Source organism: Achromobacter kerstersii (assembly GCF_902859595.1).
GTDB lineage: Bacteria > Pseudomonadota > Gammaproteobacteria > Burkholderiales > Burkholderiaceae_B > Achromobacter > Achromobacter kerstersii.
On sequence record NZ_CADIJQ010000004.1, the window covers coordinates 182,409 to 198,763 of the forward strand.

The following is a 16,355-nucleotide window of genomic DNA, read 5'->3' on the forward strand; positions in this document are numbered from 1 at the left end:
ATGAAAATCCTGGTTATCGGCGGGACGGGCCTGATCGGCTCCAAACTCGTCAAGCTGCTCACGGCGCGCGGCCACGACGCCACGGCTGCGTCGCCGGCCACTGGCGTCAATACGATCACCGGCGAAGGCCTGGATGAAGCGCTCGCGGGCGTGGACACGGTGGTCGACGTGGCCAACTCGCCCTCGTTCGAAGACAAGGCCGTGCTGGAGTTCTTTCAGGTCTCGGGGCGCAATCTGTTGGCGGCAGAAGCCCGGGCCGGCGTGCGGCACCACGTCGCGCTATCGGTGGTTGGCACGCACCGCCTGGCTGAAAGCGGATACTTCCGCGGCAAGATTGCACAGGAAGCGCTGATCGTCGCGGCCGGCATTCCGTACACCATCGTCCACAGCACGCAGTTCTTTGAATTCCTGGGCGGCATCGTGCAATCGGGCACGCAGGGCGACGACGTGCTGCTGTCACCCGCCTTCGTGCAGCCGATCGCGTCCGACGACGTGGCCCTGGCCATGGCTGACGCCACGCTGGCAGCGCCGGTGAACGGCACGGTGGAAATCGCCGGGCCCGAGCGGGTGCGCCTGGCCGAGCTGGCGCAACGCTACCTGCGCAAAACCGGCGACGCGCGCAACGTGCGGGCAGACCCCGGCGCCCGTTATTTCGGCGCCTTGCTCGACGACGACACGCTTGTGCCAGGCCCCGGTCCGTGGCTGGGCAAGATCAACGTCGAAACCTGGTTCAGCCGGTCGGGCGCAAAAAAGTAGTGTCAGGCACGCGCCCCGTCATGCCCAAAGCAGTGGCCGAGGAACTGATCTGCATATCCTGCGCACGGATACCGTCAGTCATGTAGTCAATGAAGACGCGCATGCGCGCCGGCAAGTGCTCGCGGCTGAGGAAGCACAGGTAATGTCCGCGGTCATCCGGCGCGTATTGCGGCAGGCAGGCGACCAGGCTGCCCGCGCGCAAGTGATCGCAGACCTGGTAGCCCGCCATTTGCGCAATGCCGTGGCCGTCCAGCACCGATTGCAGCACCAGATCGGCATCGTTGAACGTCAGCATGGCGGGCGGCGTCACCTTGCGCAACTGGCCGCCCACCTTGAATTCCCATTCGTAGACTCGCCCCGACGCGAACAGAAAGTTCACGCCATGATGGCCGGCGATGGCTTCGACGCTGTCTGGCAGACCGTGCCTGGCCACATAGGCGGGCGACGCGCACAACATCATTGGCATCGGAATCACCTTCTTGGCGATCACGCGACTGTCTTCCATCCGGCCGTTGCGGAACGACACGTCGACGCGGTCGGTGGTGAAGTCGGTTGGCCCATCGTCAAGCAACAGCTCGACCGAGATGTTCGGGTAGGCCTGCCGGAATCCGTGAAGCAGCGGCGCAACAACTTTGCGGCCGAAGCCCACCGTGGCGCACACGCGCAATTGCCCCGAGGGCGGCCCCTCACGCAGGTCGCGCATGTCGTCCAGCGCCCGGATGATCCGGCCCACGCCCGGATGGCACTCGTCATAGAAACGTTGGCCCTCGGCAGTCAACGACGTGCTGCGCGTCGTGCGCACGAAGAGCCGGATGCCCAGTTGATCTTCCAGCTTTTGCACACTGCGGCTGACGGCCGACCGGCCGATGCCCAGCCGGTCGCCGGCCTTGGCGAAGTTGCCTTCCACGGCGACGGCGATGAACGCCATGACGCCGGCATAGCTGGTGGCGAAGCTGTCGGCCAGGGAATCCGGGCCATTGGCCGGAATGGCCGGGCGGATGGCGGGGGAGTCGGAGAGGGGTGGCGGCATTTGGGCGGCGTCGCAAGTAGGTTGATCCTACTGTTAAGACGGCGCACCGGACCATTCTGTGACATTGAACGCAAAAAAAGTGGCGCCCCCTGGAGAAAAGCCGCGCTTGCCGCGCAAGCGCGGCCAGGCGTCGCGAGCCGGGGGCTGGGGGCTGGGGGCTGGGGGCTGGGGACTGGGGACTGGGGGCCGGGGACTGGGGGCCGGGGGCCGGGGGCCGGGGGCCGGGGGCTGAGGCCGGGGCCGCGAGCCGGGGCCGGGGCCCAGGGCCGGGGGCCGGGGGGGCCGAAAATCGTCGTCGTTCGTCCCCTATTTCACCAACGTCAGGACAGGCGCCCCCTGCTTCTTGATCAGGACAACCAGAAACTTGGCGGGCTGCGTCTGACTGGCGTTGCGGCCCACGGTGTGAACGTCGTGCGGGCCTTCGTAGAATGTCTGGCCAGGGGTCAGCGTCACTTCCTTGCCGCCCTTGACCTGCATCACGATGCTGCCCTCAAGCACATAGACGAAGCTGTAGGCGTCGTGGCGGTGGATCGGGTCGGCCGCGCCGGGCGGGTAGTCGACGACGATCATCAGCGCATCCTTGCCCGGAATGTCCGGCAAGTCCTTGCTCATCAACTCAGTGACGATGGCGTCGGCCGGTGCGGCACCGGACGCGGCGTGGGCAAACGGGCTTAACAGCACGCCTGCGGCGAGAAAGGGCGACGCGAACTTCGTGATCTTTGACATGGCCAGTCCTTGGCAACGAGTAGGGCCCCCCATCGTAGGAATACCGGCCACGCGGCGGTAGGTCCGCGCAGGGGATCACCATGTTGCCGCGCAGGCACCAACGCCCGCGCACAATGCCGGTATCAGCCTTGCGAAAGCCCAGAATGCCGGTATCAGCCTTGCGAAAGCGCCGCCGACATGCGCGCGAGCTTGTCCGGATTGCGCTGCACCAAGACTCGCGTCAGACGCTCACCATCGGTTTCGAAGGCCATCACCGATTCAAGGTGACCTTCAATGAAACGCAACAGGGTCCATTGGCCATTTACCTGAACGACTTCGGCGCGCAGGCCGTCGCGGAAGCGGCGCTTGCCAGCGTAGAACAGCTGCGCCAGGCGTTTTCCGCCCACCAGACTGGCAAAGCTGGATACCTTGCCGCCGCCGTCGCCAATCAGTTCGGCGTCGTCGCTCAATAGCGCATGCAGGCCATGGAAATCGCTGCGCTGCATCGCGTCGGCAAATGCGTGCAGCAGGCGTTGCAATGTCGCGCGCGGCACGGCCTGACGAGGAGCGCCCTGGCTCAACTGCTGCTTGGCCCGCCGCACGAGTTGACGCACGGCAGGCTGCGTCTTGTCCAGCGTCTGCGCGATGTCTTCATAGTCGGCGTCAAAGACTTCCCGCATCAGGAAAGCCGCGCGGGCGTCCGGCGACAAGCGCTCCAGCATGTACAGAAAAGCCACCGACACGTCGTCGGCTTGCTCATGGATCTGTTCGGGCGTGGCTGGCGCGGCCATCAGCATCGGCTCGGGCAGCCAGACCCCCACGTAATTCTCCCGCTCGGCCTTGGCCGCACGCAGGCGGTCGACGGACAAGCGAGTGGTGACGGTGACCAGCCACGCTTCGGCGTTCCGAACCGCCGAACGGTCTGTGCCATCCCAGCGCAACCAGGCTTCCTGCACAACGTCTTCCGCCTCGGCAACAGCACCAAGCATGCGGTAGGCGATCGCGTACAGGCGAGGACGGTGACGCTCGAAGAGGAGCACGGAGTCGGTCATGGAGGGGGGCAACGCCACGCAAGGCGGCACAGGAAGAAAAGTATTTTGCCGTAGCAGTGTGGCGGCGACAAGGACGATGCGCCGGCGCCGCGCCGCTGCGTATCCCTGCGTATTGGTGCGCGCTGCACAACAGCGTGCTTCCCGCTGAGGATCTACCGCGTGGCGGGGGGCAGACCTAGGATGCCCACTCCAGTACGGCCCTCAATCAGGAGAACTCGCTATGCTTTCCACAGACCACACGTTGCATCCCAGCCCCCTCAAGCCCATCGACATGGTCCCCTCCCGCTACGCGGTGCAGGTGGGTGATATCGACGCGCTGGTGGTCAGCGATGGCGTGCTGCCGTTGCCCACCGCCACGATGGCCACCAATGCCGACCCGGCCGACTTGGCCGATTGGCTGAGCCACATGTTCATGCCGCCCAACGCGTTCGACTGGCCCCTGAACGTGATGGTGGCCCGTAGCGCGGGTCAGACGATCCTTATCGACGCAGGGCTCGGCGGGCAGTTCCCGGGCTTTCCGCGCGCCGGCCAATTCCCCCAGCGCCTGGCGTCCGCCGGCATCGCCCTGGAGTCCGTGACGGACGTGATCATCACCCACATGCACATGGACCACGTGGGCGGGTTGCTGGTCGCCGGCGTGAAAGAACGCTTGCGTCCGGACGTGCGCATCCACGTGTCGGCAACCGAAGTCGCGTTCTGGACGTCGCCCGATTTCACGCACACCGTCATGCCCAAGCCGGTGCCCGACGTGCTCCGATCCACCGCCACGGCCTTCTACAACGAATACCGCGACCGGCTGTGCATCTTCGAAGACACGCATGAAGTCGCGCCCGGTGTGATCGTGCGCCTGACAGGCGGCCATACCCCGGGGCACAGCGTGGTCGACCTGGTGTCAGGCGGCGAGCGCCTGACCTTTGCAGGCGACGCCATGTTCCCGGTGGGGTTTGACCACCCCGACTGGCACAACGGCTTCGAGCATGACCCCGAAGAGGCAGCGCGCGTCCGCATCGGCCTCTTTCAAGAGTTGGCCGAAAACGGCGGGCTGCTGGTCGCTGCCCATTTGCCGTTCCCGTCCGTCGGCCGGGTCGCCGTCAATGGCGACGCCTTCCGCTGGGTTCCGGTCATTTGGGATTACTGACCCGAGCCACCTGACACCGGGCGCGGGGCTTCACGGCTGCCGATTTCCATGACGGGACGCGGCAGCTCACCGGCTGGCTCCAGAACAGCCTCCAGCGCCGCGCGCGTGGTTGAAGCCGCCTCCCGCTGCAACAAGGGCGCATCCTGCAGCGCCGACTGCGGCACGCTGTGATCTGCCCACGCCGCAGGCACGGTCTCCGTTTGGTAAGGAATGGTCGAATTTGAGCCGAGCGCGGTTACGTGGTGGCGACGATTTCCTAGGAGTTGATCGTCTTTACTGCCGGTTTTTTCGGAAGATCCCCTGATCGCTCAGTGATTCAATGCGAGCTTTCCCGATGGGGGTAAAGCGCCCGCTTTCCCACCATGCAGCCCAACACCAGAAGCGCGGCATACACCAGCAGCGTCACACCGACCGCCACGTTGGATTCCGCAATGCGCGTCGGGGGGCCCCAGCGCATCGCTAGATCGGCCAAAATGCCCACGCCGATTCCCACCACCTGCGCCAGCCAGAAGGCCAGCGTGCCGTGGGCCAGCGCTCGCCCTTGGCGCGCGTCGCCTATCGGGCGCGGCAGGATTTTCAGGCAGACGCGCGTGCACAGCACCAGGATGAGGGCGGGCAGAACCAGGTAGCCCAGCACGTGCGCTAGCCAGCCCATCTTGGGTGACTGCATTTGCAGGTAACAGCCCACGCCGACGACTACGCTCAATTGCCAGCCCAGCATCATGAGTCCCGCGTTCCAGGCGGCATGGCGCTGTTCATAGACCGGACCACCGGCAGGACCCGCAGGCTGCACTGTCCCCGTAGCAATGCGCAAGGCGAGATACGCGCCAAGAATTTCCAGCGTAATGGTCAGGGCGCTGATGATCAGCGCCACGGCAATGAAATGGCCCGTCTGGCCCGCCTGGATCGCCGCGCCGGCGTGCTCCAGGACGTACCGTATCAGCGCTTTGTGCAAGTAAATCGTGGCGACCGACACAGTTAACGAGAAGATCAACAGCAAGGCGATGAACGTGCCGAAGAGCTTGCGGGGTTGGTCCACGGCCTGCGTGTTGTGTTGACGCAGCCAGCGATGCATGGCGCCCCACACCGTCAAGCCGACGAAGACGGTCCACGTTGCAATGGTGGCCAGCAGCGGCATCAGGTATTTCGGCTGGCTGTAGACCTCGCGTAATTGTGCGGACTGGGGTAACGCGATCAGCTGGTAGCTTTGCGCCAGCGCCGCGTAGATCACGCACAGGATCACGGCGGTCAATGCCATGCGCCAGGCAAGCGAGGGGGAGGAGCGAGCGTGGTTGATCATCAGCGTAGAGCGAAGCGTATCGGATATCGAATACAAGCCGGTGGCAGAGGCGTTGCAAGCCCTTCATGCCAAGCCACTGCGGCGACGAGTATTCAGGATGACTGGACCATCGTTGAAGAGCCAGCGAACTATACGCTTTCGTTGCAAATTCCACCCTTAACGCGGCGCCCGCACCCTGCTCCCATTCGCCGGATACCGCACGCCCCGATCAGCTCGCGACAATGGGCGGGCCAACCTTTTCCGGAGGGCGGGCGGCGGGACAGGGGCAGGCGCACAAGGCAACACGGAAGAAGGCCGGCATTTTCAATCATGAATCTCATTACTACAAACACACTTTCAGCAACGTCATGGCCAAGTTCGTGCAGAATGCCGGCCAACCCCTGCTCCGAGCCCCGCTTGTGACTTCCGCTTCGCGCTCCCTTCGAACCCGCCTGCTGCGTGCCCTGGCCGCCGCGATCGTGCTGATCTTGCTGGCCGCCATCGCCTTGGCCGCAACCGGCCTGCTTACCCGCGCCAGGCCCGCCGACGTGGCCATCGTGCTGGGCAACACCGTGCTGCCCAGCGGCAAGCCCTCGCCGCGCTTGGCCGCGCGCCTTGACCGGGCGTATGACTGCTTTGCCGCCAAGCAATGCCGCATCCTGTTTGTCAGCGGCGGCGTGGACCCGGCCGGCGCCGACGAAGCCGCTGTGATGCGCGACTATCTGCTGGCGCGCGGCGTGCCGGCCGACCGCATCGTGACCGACAGCGCGGGTGTGGACTCCTGGTCTACCGCCCGCCATGCCAGCGCCTACATGCGGGAACATGGCTATGTCAGCGCGCTGGCCGTCACACAGTACTTCCATGTGCCGCGCACGCTGCTGGCGTTGCGCCGGCACGGCGTTGCGGATGTCAGCGGCGGCTATCCCAGATTTTTTGAATGGCGCGACCTGTATTCCACGTTTCGCGAGCTGCCCGCCGTAGCGTGGTACGGCTTGCGGCCGCTATAGTGACGCCCGTCACCCGTCATTGCCTGCGCCTTATTGCCCGCCCCCTTCATTGCCCGCCCTCTTATTGCCCGCCCTCTTATTGCCCGCCCTCTTATTGCCCGCCCTCTTATTGCCCGCCCTCTTATTGCCTGCCCCTATTGCCCGCCCCCTCAAGGACCCGACGCCGTGCAGATCTTCCATAACCCCGTCCACGACAAACATGCAGGCCGCCAGGAAATGTTCCGCGGCAAACTCGTGCCTTGCCACGAAACGCCGGCGCGTCTGGAGTACGTGCTGGACGCATTGCGTCAGCGCGGCATCGGCGAGCTGCGCGCGCCGTCGGCCCCGGACATGGATGTGATCAAGCGCGTGCACACCCCGCGCTATGTAGATTTTCTGGCCAGCGCCTGGCAAGACTGGGTGGCGCTGGACCCGGCGAACGCAGACATCGACATCCTGCCGTCCGTCTGGCCCGTGCGCGGCTTCCGCCACGATATCGAACCCACCAACTTCGCCGCCCGCGTTGGCCTGTTTTCGTTTGATAGCGGCTGTCCGTTGACGGCCGGCACGTGGGAAGCCGCAACCGCCGGCGCAGCCTGCGCGATTGATGCGGCGCGCGCCGTCACCACCGCAGGCGGCCCGCGCGCAGCCATGGCGTTGACGCGACCGCCCGGTCACCATGCTGGCGCCGATTTCTTCGGCGGCTACTGCTTCCTGAACAACGCCGCGCTGGCCGCGCAAGCGTTGCGCGATGCGGGCGCTGCGCGCGTGGCGATTCTTGATGTCGACTATCACCACGGCAACGGCACGCAAAGCATCTTCTACGAACGCGGCGACGTGTTGACGGTGTCGATCCATGGCGACCCCACCACCGAATATCCCTTCTTCCTGGGCTACGCCGACGAGCACGGCGAAGGCGCGGGCCTGGGCGCGAACCTGAACCTGCCGCTGCCCGCCGGCACCGATTTCGCAACGTGGACGCAAGCGCTGCAACAAGGCTTGGCCGCCATCCAGGCCTTCAAGGCCGAGGCCGTCGTCATCGCGCTGGGCGTGGACACCTATGAAGGCGACCCGATCTCGAAGTTCAAGCTGAAAAGCGTGGACTATCTTGAAGTGGGCCGCGCGCTGGCCAGCCTGGGCTTGCCCACGGTGTTCACGATGGAAGGCGGCTATGCCGTGGCTGACGTGGGCATCAATGTGGCGAACGTGCTGGAAGGCTACGGCGGCTGACGCGGCCAGCGCTACGGCTACGCGTCACAGGCATCCGCCAACGGCCGTCGACCCACGGCGGGTAACGCTTAATCCCGCGTTTCCAGCACCTTGTTGATGCGCAGCGCGATCAATGTGCAGGCGGTGCCGGACAGCAGGTAGATGCTGACGGCCACCAGCCCGAATCGTGCCGACAAGCCCAGCGCCACCACCGGCGCGAAGGCCGCGCCGACGAGCCAGGCCATGTCAGACGTCAACGCCGCGCCCGTGTAACGGAAGCGCCGCGTGAAGTTGGCGGTGACGGTGCCGGAGGCTTGTCCGTACGACAAGCCCAGCAGCGTGAAGCCCACCAGGATGAAGGCGTCTTGCCCCACCGGCCCGCCGCCCAACAGCCACGGCGTGAACAGCGCGAAGATGCCGATCAGCACGGCCAGCAAGCCCAGCGTGGTGCGCCGGCCAATGCGGTCAGCCAGCCAGCCCGAGGCAACCGTGCCCAAGATGCCCAGTATTGCGCCGAAGATCTGCACGATGAGCACATCGGTGATTTGCTGCGTGGCGCTGATGGCAATCCACGACAACGGAAACACCGTGACCAGGTGGAACAGCGCATAGCTCGCCAACGCGGCGAACGCGCCGATGAACAGGTTGTAGCCTTGTGAGCGCACCATCTCGGCAATGCTGATGGGTTCGAGTTCGCCCTCTTCGAGCAGCTGCGTGTATTCCTCGGTGACGACCAGGCGCAGCCGCGCGAACAGCGCCACCACGTTGATGGCGAAGGCGACGAAGAACGGATAGCGCCAGCCCCATTCCAGGAAGTCGGCCTGCGTCAGCGTGACGTGCAAGTACAGGAACAAGGCGCTGGCCACCAGGAAACCGACCGGCGCGCCCAACTGCCCCATCATCGAATACCAGCCGCGCCGGTTGGGCGGCGCGTTCAACGCCAGCAACGACGGCAGGCCGTCCCACGACCCGCCAAACGCCAGGCCCTGCAAACAACGGAAAACTGCCAACAATGTAATGGCGTGCGCGCCGATGGATTCGTAGCTGGGAAGAAACGCCATGCCCACCGTCGCCGTGCCAAGCACGAACAACGCAACCGTCAGCTTTGTGGCGCGGCCCCAACGCCGCTGAATCGCCATCGACAACGCCGTGCCGATGGGCCGCATGATGAACGCAAAGGAGAAGATGACGAAGGCCCAGAGCGTGCCTTCCAGCGGGGCTTCGAAGGGGAAGAACACCTTCGGAAAAACCAGCACGCAAGCGATGCCGAATACGAAAAAGTCGAAGTATTCGGAGGCTCGTCCGACGACCACACCGACGGCGATTTCACCGGGGGCCACCTTGGCATGACTCGCGCCTCCGGCCGTCGCCCCCGGGCCGGGAACGGAGGGGGTATGACCGGGGTACCGCGTGGTGGTCGACATGGGTTTGCTCACTGTAGGAGGTCCGAAATACGCCACTGCCTTGCAGACTTTTGTTCTTTTTACCCTAGATTTTTCGCGGCTTCCAGCGTAGTGTTGCGTTTACCTCCCACGGTTACGTTTCGAGGTATGGCCATGTTGTCCATCACCAGGTTCCGCGGATTGATCCTGATTGCCGCTCTGCCATTGCTGGCAGGATGCAATGCGGTGCTGCTGTCGCCATCGGGCGATGTGGCGCTTCAGCAGCGGAATCTGATCATCATTTCAACCGGCTTGATGTTGTTGATCATCGTGCCGGTGATCTTCCTGACCTTTCTGTTTGCGTGGCGCTATCGGGCCAGCAACAAAGAGGCTCACTACGATCCGGAATGGAACCACTCCACGATGCTGGAGCTTCTGATCTGGGCCGCCCCGCTGCTGATCATCATCGCCTTGGGCGCACTGACCTGGGTCAGCACCCATCAGCTTGATCCCTACCGCCCGCTTGCCCGCTTGTCTGAAGGCCGCGAGGTGCCTCCCGGCACCAAGCCGCTGGTGGTGGAAGTGGTGGCGCTGGATTGGAAATGGCTGTTCCTGTACCCCGAGCAAGGGGTGGCCACCGTGAACGAATTGGCCGCGCCTGTCGACCGCCCCATCCAGTTCAAGATCACGTCTTCGACCGTGATGAATTCTTTCTTCGTTCCCGCGTTGGCTGGCCAGATCTATGCCATGCCCGGCATGCAGACCACACTGCACGCGGTGATCAACCACCCCGGTGAATACGAAGGCCTGTCCGCCAACTACAGCGGCTCGGGCTTCTCGGGCATGCGCTTCAAGTTCCACGGCCTGGATCAGCAAGGCTTTGACAAGTGGGTGGCCGACGCCCGCGCGTCCAGCGCCACGCTCAGCCGCGACGTCTATCTGAAGCTTGAACAGCCCAGCGAACGCAACCCGGTCCAGCGCTACGCCTCCGTTGCGCCCGGCCTGTTCGACGCCATCGTGAACCGCTGCGTCGAACGCAACCGCATGTGCATGAAGGACGCGATGGCCATCGATTCGCAAGGCGGCATGGGCATCCCGGGCGCACTCAACATCACCACGCTCGACCCGGAAACGCGCGAGCGTCTGGGCCTGACCGGTACGCCGCCGCGCAAGTACGTCGGCGCCATGTGCACCTCTACCGAGGGTCTGGTGTTGTAGCGCCGCGCGTCGGCCGTCCGCAAGGGATGACGCAGGGGCAACATGAAATTGTGGTCTTTACGCTGGAATCGAGATGCCTGATCAACCAGACCTCATCAAGCTGTTCTTTGGCCGCCTGACCTGGGACGCCATCCCCTTTCACGAACCGATCCTGCTCGCCACCTTCTTCATGGTGGCAGTCGGCGGCATCGTGGTGCTGGGCTCCATCACTTACTACAAGAAGTGGGGCTATCTGTGGCACGAATGGTTCACCAGCATCGACCATAAGAAGATCGGGATCATGTATGTGATTCTGGGCATCGTGATGCTGCTGCGCGGCTTTGCCGACGCCATCATGATGCGCTTGCAGCAGGCGGTGGCCTTTGGGGATTCAACGGGCTATTTGCCGCCGCACCATTACGACCAGATCTTCACCGCGCACGGCGTGATCATGATTTTCTTCGTGGCCATGCCGCTGGTCACGGGCTTGATGAACTACATCGTGCCGCTACAGATCGGCGCGCGCGACGTGGCGTTTCCCTTCCTGAACAACTTCAGTTTCTGGATGACGACGGGTGGCGTCGTGCTGGTGATGATGTCGCTCTTCGTGGGCGAATTCGCGCGCACCGGCTGGCTGGCGTATCCACCGTTATCAGGGATCATGCAAAGCCCGGATGTGGGGGTGGATTACTACATATGGGCCTTGCAGATAGCGGGGGTGGGAACGCTGCTATCCGGCGTGAATCTGCTGGTCACCATTGTGAAGATGCGCGCGCCCGGCATGACGATGATGCGCATGCCCATCTTCACGTGGACGGCGCTGTGCACCAACGTGCTGATCGTGGCGGCCTTCCCTGTGCTGACCGCGGTGCTGGCGCTGTTGTCGATGGACCGCTACGTGGGCACCAACTTCTTCACCGCGGACTTTGGCGGCAACGCCATGATGTACGTGAACCTGATCTGGATCTGGGGCCACCCCGAGGTCTACATCCTGATCCTGCCCGCCTTCGGCATCTTTTCCGAAGTGGTGTCCACGTTCTGCCGCAAGCGCCTGTTCGGCTACGCGTCCATGGTGTACGCCACGGTTGTGATCACGGTGCTGTCGTATCTGGTCTGGCTGCATCACTTCTTCACCATGGGGTCCGGCGCCAGTGTGAACTCGTTCTTCGGGATCACAACAATGATCATCTCGATCCCGACCGGGGCGAAGATCTTCAACTGGCTGTTCACCATGTACCGCGGCCGCATCCGCTTTGAAGTGCCGATGCTGTGGACGCTGGGCTTCATGGTCACCTTCGTGATTGGCGGTATGACGGGTGTGCTGCTGGCGGTGCCGCCCGCTGACTTTGCGCTGCACAACAGCCTGTTCCTGATTGCGCACTTTCACAACGTGATCATCGGCGGCGTGCTGTTCGGGCTGATGGCCGGCATTACCTACTGGTTCCCCAAGGCCTTCGGCTACAAGCTTGATCCCTTCTGGGGCAAGTGCTCGTTCTGGTTCTGGCTGGTGGGCTTCTACGTGGCCTTCATGCCGCTATACGTGTTGGGCCTGATGGGCGTCACGCGCCGCGTGAATCACTTCGAAGACATGTCGCTGCAAATCTGGTTCCAGATTGCGGCGTTTGGCGCCTTGCTGATTGCCTGCGGCATCGCCAGCTTCATCATCCAGCTGGTGGTCAGCTACCGCCGCCGCGACCAGCTGCGCGACGACTCGGGCGACCCCTGGGATGGCCGCACGCTGGAATGGTCGACGTCGTCCCCCCCGCCCAACTACAACTTTGCCTTCACGCCACGCGTGCATGACCTGGACGCCTGGTGGCAGATGAAGCAGCACGGCTACGAGCGGCCGCAGCAAGGCTTCATTCCCATCCACATGCCGAAGAACACCTGGGCCGGCATCGTGCTGGCGGGGATCAGCGTGGTGATGGGGTTTGCGCTGATCTGGCACATGTGGCCGCTGGCCGTGCTGTCGTTCGCGGCGCTGATCCTGGTGTCCATCATCCATACCTTCAACTACAAGCGCGACTACTACGTGCCGGCCAATGAGGTCGTAAGCGTAGAAGACGCCCGCACGAGGTTGTTAGCGAAACATGTCTGATACCTTGGCCCCCACCCTGCCCGGCGGCACCGCGCCGCCCCCGGAGCCCGTGTTCTACGTCGCGGGCGAACACCATCCCCAGAACGGCACCCTGCTCGGGTTCTGGGTCTACCTGATGAGCGACTGCCTCATCTTCGCGTGCTTGTTCGCCACCTACGGCGTGCTGGGCCGCAGCTATGCGGCGGGGCCGTCCGGCGCCGACCTGTTCGACCTGCCGCTGGTGGCGGTGAACACGTCGCTGCTGCTGCTGTCATCCATCACGTATGGCTTCGCCATGCTGGAGATGCGGCGCAACCGTATCGGCGCGACCCAGCTGTGGCTGGCGGTGACCGGCATTCTGGGCCTGGGCTTTCTGTCGCTGGAACTGTATGAATTTGCGCACCTGATCCACCAGGGTGCCGGCCCGCAACGCAGCGCTTTCCTGTCGTCGTTCTTTACGCTGGTTGGCACGCACGGCCTGCACGTCACCTTCGGCATCGTCTGGCTGGTGACGATGATGATCCAGGTGCAAATGCACGGCCTGATCCCTGAAAACCGCCGCCGCCTGATGTGCCTGTCGATGTTCTGGCACTTCCTGGACCTGATCTGGGTGGGCGTGTTCACCTTCGTGTATCTGATGGGAGTGCTGCCATGAGCTCGCACATGGATAACCTGGCGGATCATGGCCATGGCGGCCATGGCCACGGCCACGACGACCATGACGACGGCGCCGGCCACGGCACCCTGAAAAGCTACATCACCGGCTTCGTGCTGGCGGCCATTCTGACGGCCATTCCGTTCTGGCTGGTGATGGACCGCGTCTTCGCCAATTCGCGTACGACGGCGTTGGTGATCCTGGCGTTTGCCGTGGTGCAGATCGTGGTCCACATCGTCTACTTCCTGCACATGGACGCCAAGTCCGAAAGCGGCTGGAATATGTTGGCGTTAATATTCACGCTGGTGCTGGTCGTAATCACGCTCAGCGGGTCAATCTGGATCATGTATCACTTGAACTCCAATATGATGCCCATGTCCACACACGACATGCGGAAAATGCCCTGATGGCTGCAGTAAAAAACACTCAACAACACCCCGGCGACACCCCCCGTAGTCCGCGCAGCAAAACCACCCTGGTCATTCTGGGGGTGGTTGCTGTTGCGCTGTTCGCGGGCCTGTGCGCCCTGGGCACCTGGCAGGTGCACCGCCTGGCCTGGAAGCGTGACCTGATCGCGCAAGTGAACCAGCGGGCGCATGCGCCCACCACGCCGGCCCCGGGCAAGCGCGACTGGCGCACGCTGAGCTTCAACAATGCCGAATACCGCCATGTGTCGGCCACGGGCAAGTACCTGTACGACCAGCAGACGCTGGTGCAGGCCGCCACCGAACTGGGCAGCGGCTACTGGGTCATGACGCCGCTGCAATTGCCCGAGGGCGGCACGGTGCTGGTCAACCGCGGCTTCGTGCTGCCGGAATGGCGCAAGAGCCAGGTCAACACTGCGCAACCGCCCGCCGAAGGCAGCGTGACCGGGCTGCTTCGCATGGGAGAACCGGGCAGCGGCTTTTTGCGCAACAACGATCCCGCGTCAAACCTTTGGTATTCGCGCGACCTGCCGGCCATCGCCACCGCGCGCGGGCTGACGGACGTGGCGCCGTACTTCATCGACGCCGACGCCGCGTCCAGCCCCAGCCGGGACCCGGCCCGCGACCCCGTCGGCGGCCTGACGGTGCTGACCTTCCCGAACAACCACCTGGTCTATGCCATCACCTGGTATGCGCTGGCGCTGATGATCATCGTCGGCGTGGCGATTTTCGTGCGCGAAGAAAAGCGCGCATGGGGCAAAGCCTAAACCGGCCAGTGAATGCTGCCGGGCTCGGGGCACGTCCACGAGCCTTGCAGCCGTTCACGGATTTGCGCCAGGCTTTGCTCAACCAGCAACTGGCCGTCGCGAAACACCGGCACGAGCGCGCCGCCTGCTGCCGCATCCGCCGTCTGCTGATCGTGCAGCACGTAGCCCGTGGCCGTTTCCTCTACCCGCAACAAGCCCTTGGCCGAACGCTTGACGCCGGAATCCGTCACCGGGTCTTTCACCAGCTCCTGCGGTTCGCCGTTGACTTCCGCGTAGGTGGCCTTCAAGGCCCAGCCGAAGGTGTCGCGCGTCAGGTATTGGTAGGTGTAGGAACCAATGCCCAACACCACGTTGCCCGATGCAAAGCCCTTCTTTTCCAGGCGGACCAGAATGTCGCGGCCGCGCGTCAACGTGATGGAGTCGCCGTAGATCAGGCCAACGTGCGGGTCCAGCAGCTTGTAGCCGCGGTCGGTGACGACGCCGCCGAAAATATCCCACAGGCATTGCACCGCGCCCTTCACTTCTGGCTCGCGCAGAGTTTGGCTGGCGCGGCCGTTGTCGTCCAGCAGCCAGTACGTGCCGGTTGCTGCATCACGCACCGCTTCGAAACCCTCGCGGCGGGCGGCGGCCAGGGCGGCGCTGTCTTCCACGCGGGACACGTCGGTGCAGAAATAGCCGGTCAGAATCTTCACGGGGTCGCCGGAGTCGGGGCGGAACACCACCTTGGCGTTGCCGAATGCATCCGGCTGACGCGCCAGGATTTCGCCCTTCAATGCTGACGCGAAATCGGTCACCACTTGCCAGAAGTCCCAGGTGTCCGACACCACCGACACGATGCCCGCCGGGTACACCTGCGTGACCAGACGGCGGATCGTTTCGATTTCACCTTCCTTGCTGCCCAGGCACATCACCGAGTGTTCCGTCGCCGGGACGGAACCGCCGATCAATTCGCGGTCGGAATCGGCGCCGTAGATGTCTTCCAGATAATCGATGGCGGGAATGGTGTCGGTGCCGGTGAACGACAGCAAGTGACCCGCGCCGCTCTTGCGGGCGTCATACAGGCCCGACATGCCGCGCATGGAAAAGTCGTGGCCCTGCCAGTTCACGAAGTCCATCGGGCTGCCCGTCAGGCGCGCGAAGTAGGTCAGCAGCTTGCGGTATTCGAAGGCGATGGTCGCCACCGTCGACGGCTTCCACGATTCGCAGCTGAACAGGGTTTCGATGTACGTCACCAGCCACGCGAAGTCGGGGTGCGTGTTGATGAAGGTGACGGGCGGCACGCGGATATCCACACGTGCGCCTTCCGGCACCGAACGGATTTCCAGCGGCAGATAGCCCAGCTCATACAAGGCCTGCAAGTGGTCCACGGTGACCGCGCCCTTGCCCAACGCGTTATCCACACGGCGCTGATATTGGCGCACGGCGGCGCCTGCCGGCTTGCCGAAGAATTCGCGGTCGAAGAGATCGATCAGGATTTCCTTGATGAAGCCTTGCAGGCCAAACCAGACGATCTTGTCGTCGAACAGTTCAGGCAGCACCGGGGCCAGGCGAGCCGAGCGCGGCGTGAAGTTGGCCAGGATCTTGTTGGTGCCCTTGGGGTACTGGAACGGGTGGCCCGTCTTGTAGAAATCGGCTTGCAGGAAGGGATTGATGCCGTTCTTGACGGTAAGGCTATCGGGGGCATTCATGGTGCAGGT

The 16,355-nt window shown here is 63.8% G+C and carries 15 protein-coding genes; 9 read left to right on the plus strand and 6 right to left on the minus strand.

Going from position 1 to position 16,355, the window contains the following annotated elements; all coding sequences use genetic code 11:
- Complete coding sequence (locus tag HV765_RS14640; RefSeq protein WP_175170132.1) at positions 1-756, plus strand: SDR family oxidoreductase; 756 nt, start codon at positions 1-3, stop codon at positions 754-756.
- Here the strand turns inward: HV765_RS14640 and HV765_RS14645 are convergent.
- The 3 genes from HV765_RS14645 to HV765_RS14655 form a co-directional block, all read right to left on the minus strand.
- The gene (locus HV765_RS14645) at positions 731-1,786 is read right to left on the minus strand and encodes a LysR family transcriptional regulator (protein ID WP_175170133.1); all 1,056 of its coding nucleotides are present in this window, start codon (positions 1,784-1,786) and stop codon (positions 731-733) included. The two genes, HV765_RS14640 and HV765_RS14645, sit on opposite strands and share 26 nt — an antisense overlap.
- 306 nt (positions 1,787-2,092) lie before the next feature.
- The gene (locus HV765_RS14650) at positions 2,093-2,512 is read right to left on the minus strand and encodes a cupin domain-containing protein (RefSeq protein ID WP_054422749.1); all 420 of its coding nucleotides are present in this window, start codon (positions 2,510-2,512) and stop codon (positions 2,093-2,095) included.
- Between the two features lie 152 nt (positions 2,513-2,664).
- Positions 2,665-3,543: an RNA polymerase sigma-70 factor gene (locus tag HV765_RS14655; RefSeq protein WP_054422752.1), complete on the minus strand. Its 879-nt coding sequence runs from the start codon at positions 3,541-3,543 to the stop codon at positions 2,665-2,667.
- A 220-nt stretch (positions 3,544-3,763) separates the two neighbouring features.
- On the opposite strand from HV765_RS14655, the gene HV765_RS14660 reads away from it, so the two are divergent.
- The gene (locus HV765_RS14660; protein ID WP_175170134.1) at positions 3,764-4,681 is read left to right on the plus strand and encodes an MBL fold metallo-hydrolase; all 918 of its coding nucleotides are present in this window, start codon (positions 3,764-3,766) and stop codon (positions 4,679-4,681) included.
- A 316-nt stretch (positions 4,682-4,997) separates the two neighbouring features.
- On the opposite strand, the gene HV765_RS14665 is transcribed toward HV765_RS14660, so the two are convergent.
- The gene (locus tag HV765_RS14665; RefSeq protein ID WP_254600577.1) at positions 4,998-5,939 is read right to left on the minus strand and encodes a hypothetical protein; all 942 of its coding nucleotides are present in this window, start codon (positions 5,937-5,939) and stop codon (positions 4,998-5,000) included.
- A gap of 440 nt (positions 5,940-6,379) precedes the next feature.
- Here HV765_RS14665 and HV765_RS14670 point away from each other — a divergent pair, with 440 nt between their 5' ends.
- Positions 6,380-6,967 (plus strand): YdcF family protein, encoded by a 588-nt coding sequence (locus HV765_RS14670; protein ID WP_254600578.1) that lies wholly within the window; start codon positions 6,380-6,382, stop codon positions 6,965-6,967.
- A gap of 165 nt (positions 6,968-7,132) precedes the next feature.
- Entirely contained in the window at positions 7,133-8,176 is a 1,044-nt protein-coding gene (locus HV765_RS14675) for a histone deacetylase family protein (protein ID WP_175170137.1), read from the plus strand.
- A gap of 68 nt (positions 8,177-8,244) precedes the next feature.
- Here HV765_RS14675 and HV765_RS14680 read toward each other — a convergent pair whose 3' ends face one another.
- Positions 8,245-9,579, minus strand: a complete 1,335-nt coding sequence (locus HV765_RS14680; protein ID WP_054422757.1) for an MFS transporter — start codon at positions 9,577-9,579, stop codon at positions 8,245-8,247.
- A 132-nt stretch (positions 9,580-9,711) separates the two neighbouring features.
- On the opposite strand from HV765_RS14680, the gene cyoA reads away from it, so the two are divergent.
- The 5 genes from cyoA to HV765_RS14705 all read left to right on the plus strand — a co-directional run bounded on the left by cyoA (position 9,712) and on the right by HV765_RS14705 (position 14,658).
- Positions 9,712-10,755: a ubiquinol oxidase subunit II gene (cyoA, locus tag HV765_RS14685; RefSeq protein WP_175170138.1), complete on the plus strand. Its 1,044-nt coding sequence runs from the start codon at positions 9,712-9,714 to the stop codon at positions 10,753-10,755.
- Positions 10,756-10,828: 73 nt separating this feature from the next.
- The gene (gene cyoB / locus HV765_RS14690; protein ID WP_054422758.1) at positions 10,829-12,832 is read left to right on the plus strand and encodes a cytochrome o ubiquinol oxidase subunit I; all 2,004 of its coding nucleotides are present in this window, start codon (positions 10,829-10,831) and stop codon (positions 12,830-12,832) included.
- Positions 12,825-13,466, plus strand: coding sequence for a cytochrome o ubiquinol oxidase subunit III (gene cyoC / locus HV765_RS14695; protein WP_054422759.1), 642 nt, complete (start codon positions 12,825-12,827; stop codon positions 13,464-13,466). The genes cyoB and cyoC overlap by 8 nt, the downstream gene beginning before the upstream one ends.
- Positions 13,463-13,873, plus strand: coding sequence for a cytochrome o ubiquinol oxidase subunit IV (gene cyoD / locus HV765_RS14700; RefSeq protein ID WP_175170139.1), 411 nt, complete (start codon positions 13,463-13,465; stop codon positions 13,871-13,873). The genes cyoC and cyoD overlap by 4 nt, the downstream gene beginning before the upstream one ends.
- On the plus strand, positions 13,873-14,658 hold the full coding sequence (locus tag HV765_RS14705) for an SURF1 family protein (RefSeq protein WP_175170140.1): 786 nt from the start codon (positions 13,873-13,875) through the stop codon (positions 14,656-14,658). The genes cyoD and HV765_RS14705 overlap by 1 nt, the downstream gene beginning before the upstream one ends.
- Here the strand turns inward: HV765_RS14705 and HV765_RS14710 are convergent.
- Positions 14,655-16,346 (minus strand): nicotinate phosphoribosyltransferase, encoded by a 1,692-nt coding sequence (locus HV765_RS14710; RefSeq protein ID WP_175170141.1) that lies wholly within the window; start codon positions 16,344-16,346, stop codon positions 14,655-14,657. The genes HV765_RS14705 and HV765_RS14710 overlap by 4 nt on opposite strands.
- Positions 16,347-16,355: the final 9 nt, after the last annotated feature.

Bases quoted from the DNA above. Each gene is read 5' to 3' on its own strand.
- HV765_RS14655 (WP_054422752.1), bottom strand. From the start codon at position 3,543: ATGACCGACTCCGTGCTCCTCTTCGAGCGTCACCGTCCTCGCCTGTAC.
- HV765_RS14710 (WP_175170141.1), bottom strand. From the start codon at position 16,346: ATGAATGCCCCCGATAGCCTTACCGTCAAGAACGGCATCAATCCCTTC.
- cyoC (WP_054422759.1), top strand. From the start codon at position 12,825: ATGTCTGATACCTTGGCCCCCACCCTGCCCGGCGGCACCGCGCCGCCC.
- HV765_RS14645 (WP_175170133.1), bottom strand. From the start codon at position 1,786: ATGCCGCCACCCCTCTCCGACTCCCCCGCCATCCGCCCGGCCATTCCG.
- HV765_RS14680 (WP_054422757.1), bottom strand. From the start codon at position 9,579: ATGTCGACCACCACGCGGTACCCCGGTCATACCCCCTCCGTTCCCGGC.
- HV765_RS14650 (WP_054422749.1), bottom strand. From the start codon at position 2,512: ATGTCAAAGATCACGAAGTTCGCGTCGCCCTTTCTCGCCGCAGGCGTG.
- HV765_RS14660 (WP_175170134.1), top strand. From the start codon at position 3,764: ATGCTTTCCACAGACCACACGTTGCATCCCAGCCCCCTCAAGCCCATC.
- cyoA (WP_175170138.1), top strand. From the start codon at position 9,712: ATGTTGTCCATCACCAGGTTCCGCGGATTGATCCTGATTGCCGCTCTG.
- cyoB (WP_054422758.1), top strand. From the start codon at position 10,829: ATGCCTGATCAACCAGACCTCATCAAGCTGTTCTTTGGCCGCCTGACC.
- HV765_RS14665 (WP_254600577.1), bottom strand. From the start codon at position 5,939: ATGGCATTGACCGCCGTGATCCTGTGCGTGATCTACGCGGCGCTGGCG.
- cyoD (WP_175170139.1), top strand. From the start codon at position 13,463: ATGAGCTCGCACATGGATAACCTGGCGGATCATGGCCATGGCGGCCAT.
- HV765_RS14640 (WP_175170132.1), top strand. From the start codon at position 1: ATGAAAATCCTGGTTATCGGCGGGACGGGCCTGATCGGCTCCAAACTC.
- HV765_RS14705 (WP_175170140.1), top strand. From the start codon at position 13,873: ATGGCTGCAGTAAAAAACACTCAACAACACCCCGGCGACACCCCCCGT.